The organism is uncultured Kiloniella sp. (assembly GCF_937128705.1).
GTDB lineage: Bacteria > Pseudomonadota > Alphaproteobacteria > Kiloniellales > Kiloniellaceae > Kiloniella.
The window spans coordinates 1-8,411 of sequence record NZ_CAKZMP010000291.1 but is presented as its reverse complement, the minus strand read 5'-3'; the positions used below and the strand labels follow the sequence as shown (position 1 = coordinate 8,411).

Here is an 8,411-nt window from a genome sequence, read left to right as displayed (position 1 = left end):
CGGCTTTGATATCAATTCAACGTGACCCAGGACAAACAGACGGTTGCCCATAATCCAGAAATATTGTTATTAATGTTTACATAAATATTTATTGTAATAATGAATTTCATACTAAGAACGATGCGTGAGCTAATCACGTCAAAAAAACATCTTTGGGGGACGGCCACGAATACGGTGGTTAAATAAGAGATGAGGGTGTTCGCGTTTGTGGATAAAGTACAAGTACGTTAGTCTTCTGGGCATGAGGAGCACTGCTTAGATGGCAAAATCAGCCAACACACAGGTTATGAAAGGCCAGATATCATTATTTGATAGATTGAAGGCTTGGTGGTTTGGGTATGAATTACGCATCGTGCCAAAAGCGCCACCCATGCCTGCCATAAAAGAACATGACGTGCGCGCAGATAGTCATGAGTGGGAAAATCTACGTATTCAACTTATTCAAGATGTATGGGGGGAAGGAAACGCTACCCCCGGTGATGAAGAATATATTGAAGAACTTATTAAACCTTTCGGTTTAGACCCATCCAAAAACGTTTTGGATATTGGTGCAGGGCTTGGTGGTGTCGGCCGGACGATGTCCGATAAATTCGGTGTTTGGGTGACCTGCATGGAACGCGAACACGAAATGGTCGAAGCCGGGATGGAAATCTCGACTATGGCAGGGATGGCAAAAAAAGCACCCGTTCTTGCCTTTGATCCTGAGCAGTTTGAGTTCAAGCCAAAGTCTTTTGACTGCATCTTTTCGAAAGAATCTCTCTATACAATTCAAAATAAAGAACAATTTTTTAAAGACACTTGTCGTGCGCTGAAAGATGGCGGGCAGTTTCTTTTTACTGATTTTATCGTAGATGATGAACCCGACGAAGAAATCTTGAAGTCCTGGAAGGATGGTGAAGGAAGCGGTCTTCAGGTCTGGACAAAGCTTCAATATGAACAAGGCTTTACGGCGGGTAATGTGCAAAGCCGAATTTTTGAAGATATGACAGACCGTTATCTTGAAATGGTCAAACGCGGTTGGGCTGATTACTTGAGCAAGATGAAAGAAAACGGAGCTGACAGGAAAATGGAAGAAGTCTTGGTCAGCGAAATGGAGCTGTGGGCACGACGTACGCATGCGTTGGAATCGGGTACCATAAGGCTCTATCGTTTTCTCGCAATTAGACAATCCCAAACGCAAATGCTGTCTGATTGGTAAAGAATCCAAAAAAAGAGTCTCTTTTCTCTTTTGTTTATCTGAAAAGTTGCGTATAGAAGCGCTCAGTTTTCACACTGCTTGATCAGGCGGTTGACATCTATGAAGTCCTTACATATTGTCCGGGCTTCTCGACAGCCCGATCAGCGGGCACATTTTTTGCCAAAGGTAGGACCATGAAAGTTGTAAACTCTCTGAAGACTGCCAAGCTGCGCGATAAGAACTGCCGTGTTGTTCGTCGTCGCGGCCGGGTTTATGTCATCAACAAGAAGAACCCTCGCTTTAAAGCGCGTCAGGGCTAATCTTGTTCACTCTGACTATTTGGTCAGAATGAAGTTAAGAAAAAAACCGCCTCTCGAAAGAGAGAGCGGTTTTTTCTTTGTTTAATCGCTAAATTTCAAATATTCCGATCTGTCGCAAATATTGTGACCGAAACTCTTTATCTCCAGACTTGTTCTTGGCGCAAAGTTAAGCGAGGCTATGGGCCTAATAATAAATCTGGAGAAACCTGATGAAGATGCCTGATCCTGATCAGTCGATCGTGGCGAAAAGAGATGAGATTGCGGAAGCCTTAAGGGAAATAGTCCCCGGCGAAGGCGTGATTTTAAGTGATCGGGAATTACAGGTGTACGAATCAGACGGGCTTACGGCCTATCGCCAGCCCCCTTTAATGGCTGTTCTGCCGCAAACCGTTGAACAGGTAAGTCAGGTGCTGGCGTATTGCCATGCCGAGGGAATAAAAGTTGTGCCACGCGGATCAGGGACCTCTCTGTCTGGGGGGGCTTTGCCTTTGGCCGACGCAATTTTATTGTGTATGGGCAAATTTAATAAAATTGTCGACGTTGATTATGAGAACCGTTGTGCTGTTGTTCAGCCGGGTGTCACGAACCTTGGCATTACAAAAGCTGTAGAGGGCGACGGGTTTTATTATGCCCCAGATCCTTCCAGTCAGATTGCCTGTTCCATTGGCGGTAATGTTGCTGAAAATGCGGGTGGTGTTCATTGCCTGAAATATGGGCTGACTACGAATAATCTTCTGGGTATTGAAATGGTCCTGATTGATGGAACTGTTTTAAGGTTTGGTGGCAAGCATCTAGATAGTCCTGGCTATGACCTTCTGGGGTTAATGACAGGTTCCGAAGGACTTCTCGGGGTTGTGACGGAAGTAACTGTTCGTATTTTGCCTCAGCCAGAAACAGCAAGAGCGCTTTTGCTCGGATTTTCTAGCTCGGAAAGTGCGGGGGATTGCGTTGCAGCTATCATATCTGATGGTATTATTCCTGGCGGCATGGAAATGATGGATAAACCAGCTATTAAAGCCGCGGAAGCATTCGTCAATGCAGGATATCCTTTGGACGTTGAAGCGCTGCTTATTGTTGAGCTGGACGGCCCGCAGGCTGAAGTGGATTATTTGATTGATCAGGTATCCGCGATTGCTGAAAAATGCGACGCGATCACCAGTCGCATTAGTCAGAGTGAAGAAGAACGACAACTTTTCTGGGCGGGTCGTAAAGCCGCTTTCCCTGCAGTGGGGCGTCTGACACCGGATTATTACTGTATGGATGGAACAATCCCCCGTAATAAGCTTCCCCTTGTCTTAAAGCGCATGCGAGAAATGAGTGAGCACTACGATCTACGCGTTGCGAACGTCTTCCATGCAGGGGATGGCAATCTTCACCCCTTAATTATGTACGATGCGAATAATCCGGGAGAGTTGGAAAAAGCCGAAGATTTCGGGTCTGATATTTTAAAACTCTGTGTCGAAGTGGGCGGGGTACTGACGGGTGAACACGGCGTAGGTGTGGAAAAACGGGACCTTATGCCGGAAATGTTTAATGAGATCGACTTGAAACAGCAGCTGCGAGTGAAGTGTGCTTTCGACAGTAAGGCGCTTTTGAACCCGGGGAAGGTTTTTCCTGAACTACACCGTTGTGCTGAACTGGGACGCATGCACATTCATAAAGGAAAGCTACCCTTTCCTGATATCCCACGCTTCTAGAGTTGTTCTGGAGTCATCCAGCTAGAAATAAAATCAGACGATCAGAAACGAATAATAAAAAACGTCACGAGAGTTTTTATGAGTCATATCAAGCCTGAAAATGCAGACCAATTAGAAGAAGCCATTAAATGGGCTTTATCCGAAGAAGAGAGTGTGGAAATCATCGGCTCTGGGAGTAAACAGAGGCTTGGACGTTCTGTGGAAACCAGCCATCAACTGGATTTGTCTGCCTTAACCGGTATTACACTGTATGAACCAGAAGAACTCGTGTTATCGGCACGGGCAGGGACACCGTTGGTCGAGATTCAAGAAGAGTTGATCAAGAATAAACAGTACATGGCTTTTGAACCAATGGATTATGGCCCTCTTTTGAAGGGAGAACCCGATCCCGGAACGCTCGGTGGAATGATTTCTTGTAATCTATCTGGCCCGCGTCGACTAAAGGCCGGTGCCGCGAGGGATCATTTTCTGGGTTTTTCTGGGGTTTCTGGCCGGGGCGAAACATTCAAATCCGGCGGTCGGGTGGTTAAGAATGTGACGGGTTATGATCTTATGAAACTTATGGCGGGATCTTATGGAACCCTTGCTGTGATGAGTGATATTACAATCAAGGTATTGCCAGCCCCTCTGAAAGAAAAAAGCTATGTCCTCTACGGCCTTACTGACGAGCAGGCAAATAGAGCAATGTCAGTTGCTCTGAACTCTTCGTGCGAGGTTTCTTCGGCAGCACATATTCCGCAGTCTATTTCCTCGAAACTTCCTTTTGAGGCTGATGGTCGGTCTATAACCGTTATACGTATAGAAGGGTATGAACCCTCGATCGTATATCGAGCAGACAAACTGGCATCCCTTTTGATCGATTTTGGCACGGGAACCTTGATTACAGATGGGGAAAGCCGATCCGTGTGGCAAAAGGTTCGTGATGCTGCAATTCTGTCAATATCACAAGAAAGGTCGATTTGGCGGGTATCATTGCCGCCAGCACAAGGAAGTACCTTTGTTGAGAGTTTAAAGTTAGAGGATCAGGCCGAGTACTATTATGACTGGGCTGGCGGGCTTATTTGGCTGTCACTTACTGATGATGGGAATGCCTCTGTGCTCAGGGATAAATTAAAGGGCATGGGCGGACACGCCACTCTGGTAAGATCAGTTAAAACGGACGACGCTGGATGCCCCCAGCACCCTCTTGAATCAGGAGAACATGCCCTGATGAAGCGTATAAAGGATAACTTTGATCCCAAAGCTATTCTAAACCCCGGCCGCTTATACGCAGATCTGTAGGAGAGACAAATGCAAACCAATTTTTCTCTCGTTCAGTTGGCTGACCCTAATGTTGAAGAAGCTGAAAGCATTCTGCGAAAGTGTGTGCACTGTGGATTTTGCACAGCAACCTGTCCCACTTATGTCCTGCTTGGGGACGAGTTAGATAGCCCTCGTGGACGGATCTATTTGATCAAGGGTATGTTGGAAAAAGGTGAAGCAGCCACAGCAGAGGTGACAAAACATCTGGATCGTTGCTTATCTTGTCTATCCTGTATGACGACTTGCCCGTCAGGGGTGAACTATATGCATCTGGTGGATCATGCCCGAAACCACGTCGAGCATACCTATAAACGCCCTTTGTTTGAGAGATTCCTGCGCAACCTTCTGAGCTATCTTATCCCTCGTCCCTTTTGGTTTCGCGGGGCGTTGAACATTGCTTCTTTGACAAAACCTCTTGTGAAGAACTTTGTCTCGGGTCGCATAAAGGCACTGATTGATCTCGCACCGAAAGATCTACCCGCGGCAAGTGTTGTCGACCAACCTCAGACTTTCAAAGCGATTGGGGCGAAGAAAGGTCGTGTGGCGTTACTATCTGGTTGTGCGCAAACCGTTCTTGCCCCTTCGATCAATGAAGCAACGGTCAGGCTTTTAACAAGGCATGGTATCGAAGTAGTCGTTGCCAAAGGCGTAGGTTGTTGCGGCTCACTCGTTCATCATATGGGCAAAGAGGAAATGGCGGAACAGCAGATGAAAGCTGCTATTCAAGGTTGGATGGCCGAAATTGAAAGTGAAGGGCTGGATGCTATTATTACGAATGCGTCTGGGTGCGGAACAACCATAAAAGATTACGGCTTTATGCTTCGGAATGATCCCAATTGGGCAGAGCGTGCAGCGAAGATCTCTGATCTTGCAAAGGATATCACTGAATATCTTGCTGAACTTGAACCTTTGGCGCTGGCGGATAAGGAGGACGATCAACCGGCAAAGATAGTTGCCTACCACGCACCTTGTTCAATTCAGCATGGTCAAAAGATCACCAAGCAACCAAAAGAACTTTTAACCGGGGCGGGTTTTGTCGTGCGCGATGTACCCGAGGGGCATCTGTGCTGTGGGTCGGCTGGGACTTATAATATAATGCAGCCAGAACTGGCTGAGAAGCTCCGTGATCGAAAAGTCAAAAACATCGAAACGCTTGCGCCAGATATCATTGCGACAGGAAATATCGGGTGCCAGTGCCAGATATCTTCAGGGACAGATATTCCCGTTGTTCATAACGTCGAACTCCTTGATTGGGCTACTGGCGGTCCTAAACCGGAAGTTCTGGATTGATAACGCTTAAGGTGACAAAGGTCTGGGTTCGCGATTTATCAAGGGTTACCTAGATAAATCGCGAACCGGAAAGACGTGATCCTCGAAGGGGACATGTCGTCTTCGAAAGCTTGTGCCTTCCAGATATTCCGGTTTGCTGATGCGGTCCATACGAAAATGGCGGAAATCTTCGCGCGCGGGATCCCAGGCTACCAAATACCACAGTGGTGGTAAGATCAGCATAGCTTGAGGTTCAACAATTCGGGTTGTTATGGCCCCTTTTGCATCGCGGTATCGGAAACTTAGTTGCAGCCGTTGAAGAAATGCGGTCTCGAATGCGGGCAACAGTGCTGACTCTATAGCTTTCATATCAGATATGTCGACTTGGGGTGAAAGCTGTCCGACGTACAAACAATCTAGGAAACGGCGCAAGTCGCGTACTTTGTCCGATGGCAGGGCTTTTTCTATCTTAGCGAGCCCAGCATCAGCGAGGGCTGAAAAGGGTAAGTTCCCGGCCGCACGCATGGATGCGACGCTGATAAGAAGGGCAAAAATCTCAGTAACCGAGAGCCGCGCGGTGGTCTGAATTGATTGCGGATCAAGTTGCAAACCACCCCCGCGACCAGGCTCGGAATGAATGACAAAGCCTTCGTCGCGCAGCGCACTGATATCGCGCAATATTGTCCGCCTTGATGCACCAACCTCTTCTGCTAACTCAGCGATTGTCGAGGTGCCGTTGCGGCGAAGGCTACGCACAATGGCATCATGTCTGGGGCGAATATTCATTTTATAAGCTTATCAATAAATAGTGCCAGTATTTGTCACCATTTGGCTTTAGTCAATGATCATTCAAGTCACAAGGAGGTTTGCGATTGTAATGCACATCCCTAAATCTCTGAGACAAAAGCTAAAAGGAAATACAATGTCTATCCCAACCGATTTTCCAAACGCCACCTTTGTTTCCGTCAATGGCGTGGAACTGGAAGTCTTTGAAGCCGGCCAACAAAATACAGGAACCCCGATTGTCCTGTGTCATGGATGGCCAGAGCATGCTTTCTCTTGGCGTTATCAGATGCCCGCGCTTGCGGCAGCTGGTTACCATGTCATTGTTCCTAACCAACGAGGTTATGGCAATTCATCCAGTCCAAGCGAAGTAACAGACTATGACATTGAACACTTATCCGGTGATCTCGTAGCCCTCCTTGATCACTATGGATACGAAGATGCGACCTTTGTTGGTCATGATTGGGGGGCAATGGTCGTCTGGGGGTTGACTTTGTTGCACCCCGATCGAGTAAACAAAGTCATAAACTTGTCCTTGCCTTACCAAGAGCGCGGAGAAAAGCCTTGGATTGAGTTTATGGAAGAGTTTTTTGGTGACGACTTCTATTTTGTCCACTTTAACCGACAGCCGGGTGTTGCGGATGCTGTGTTAAACTATAATACGTTCCAGTTTCTTCGTAATATGTTCCGCAAAAATGTCCCCCCAGCTCCGCCTCAACCAGGTATGATGATGATCAATCTTGCTGAAACAAAAACGCCTCTGGGTGAGCCGATCATGGATGACAGTGATCTTGCCGTTTTTGTCGCTGCCTTTGAAGGAACAGGTTTCACAGGTAGCATAAACTGGTACAGGAACCTTGACCGTAACTGGCACCAGTTGGCAGATGTAGATCCCGTCATTCAACAGCCTGCACTGATGATTTATGGTGACCGGGACCCCATCGCGAAGTCTGAAAATCTATCCGATTTTGTGCCTAATGTTGACGTGGTTAATCTGGATTGCGGTCATTGGATTCAACAAGAAAAACCGGAAGAAACGAACCGGGCAATTCTAAAGTGGCTTAAACAGCAGGATGCCACCTAGTTCTGTGTCGCACAGCTTTCCTTTTGCGAAAAGATGAGGAAGTTCAAAGAGCCTGTTTAAGTTTTGATCTCGTTTTCGCTTTGAAACGCGAGTGAATGAAACCAAGGGCTATGCCAAAAGCGATGAACTGGATGGTACTGACTGACAGTTCGACGGCAATCCATTCCCAGATTGATGGAACGGCATACTTAGCGGGCGAAGCAAAGCTTATATAGGATGAGAGAAAGAGACCGAAACCAAGGGAGACGATTAGTCCCAATCTGATCGTCGCACCTTCGGGGGTCAAGAAGTGGAGACAGCAAGTCATGATTGCCCCCTGAATGAGCATGGCGACAAAGCCGAACAGAAAAATCGGTTCAGCTCGAAAGAACCCCAAGGCTTCATAATAATCGGCATTGATCACCATATGAGATGTGCCTTGGGTTGCGAAGGTGATGATTACAAAGGAAAGCAGGGAGTTCTATCCTTCCAAATTTGTCACAGTAATAGACAAAATTGACATTATGGCTGAGAAAAGTATTAGGGCACTTATTTTGTCAATAACTTCGCCGATCCAATTGATTCTTAGTAATTCGACATCTGTAAATCGTTCAAATTATATGAATGGTAGCCTAGGAAAAGTACGTAATTTTAAGACTTTGCCTAATGAAATATGACGAATGACTAATTTGATATCGAAAAACCTTCAAAAAAACTGACACTTTGACATATTCACATTTTGATTCTGACACCTTAATGGACCTTGAACTTTCAGACCTCGTGGAGGCGCTGGAGTCAGA

General features: G+C 46.6%; 8 protein-coding genes. 6 read left to right on the top strand and 2 right to left on the bottom strand.

Annotation, left to right across the window (positions count from 1 at the left end; all coding sequences use genetic code 11):
• Window positions 1-259 precede the first annotated feature (259 nt).
• The 5 genes from Q0241_RS14695 (at window position 260) to glcF (ending at window position 5,786) form a co-directional block, all read left to right on the top strand.
• On the top strand, window positions 260-1,198 hold the full coding sequence (locus tag Q0241_RS14695) for a methyltransferase domain-containing protein (protein WP_299378804.1): 939 nt from the start codon (window positions 260-262) through the stop codon (window positions 1,196-1,198).
• A gap of 173 nt (window positions 1,199-1,371) precedes the next feature.
• Window positions 1,372-1,497: a type B 50S ribosomal protein L36 gene (gene ykgO, locus Q0241_RS14690; protein WP_046503444.1), complete on the top strand. Its 126-nt coding sequence runs from the start codon at window positions 1,372-1,374 to the stop codon at window positions 1,495-1,497.
• A 209-nt stretch (window positions 1,498-1,706) separates the two neighbouring features.
• Window positions 1,707-3,194, top strand: a complete 1,488-nt coding sequence (locus Q0241_RS14685; protein ID WP_299378800.1) for an FAD-linked oxidase C-terminal domain-containing protein — start codon at window positions 1,707-1,709, stop codon at window positions 3,192-3,194.
• A 78-nt stretch (window positions 3,195-3,272) separates the two neighbouring features.
• A complete protein-coding gene (gene glcE / locus Q0241_RS14680; protein WP_299378798.1) occupies window positions 3,273-4,475 on the top strand; it encodes a glycolate oxidase subunit GlcE in 1,203 nt (400 codons plus the stop codon).
• Window positions 4,476-4,484: 9 nt separating this feature from the next.
• Window positions 4,485-5,786, top strand: a complete 1,302-nt coding sequence (glcF, locus tag Q0241_RS14675; RefSeq protein ID WP_299378796.1) for a glycolate oxidase subunit GlcF — start codon at window positions 4,485-4,487, stop codon at window positions 5,784-5,786.
• 45 nt (window positions 5,787-5,831) lie between these two features.
• Here glcF and Q0241_RS14670 read toward each other — a convergent pair whose 3' ends face one another.
• On the bottom strand, window positions 5,832-6,551 hold the full coding sequence (locus Q0241_RS14670) for a WYL domain-containing protein (protein ID WP_299378794.1): 720 nt from the start codon (window positions 6,549-6,551) through the stop codon (window positions 5,832-5,834).
• Between the two features lie 136 nt (window positions 6,552-6,687).
• Here Q0241_RS14670 and Q0241_RS14665 point away from each other — a divergent pair, with 136 nt between their 5' ends.
• Window positions 6,688-7,632: an alpha/beta hydrolase gene (locus tag Q0241_RS14665; RefSeq protein ID WP_299378792.1), complete on the top strand. Its 945-nt coding sequence runs from the start codon at window positions 6,688-6,690 to the stop codon at window positions 7,630-7,632.
• 43 nt (window positions 7,633-7,675) lie between these two features.
• On the opposite strand, the gene Q0241_RS14660 is transcribed toward Q0241_RS14665, so the two are convergent.
• Complete coding sequence (locus tag Q0241_RS14660; RefSeq protein ID WP_299378790.1) at window positions 7,676-8,038, bottom strand: hypothetical protein; 363 nt, start codon at window positions 8,036-8,038, stop codon at window positions 7,676-7,678.
• Window positions 8,039-8,411 lie beyond the last annotated feature (373 nt).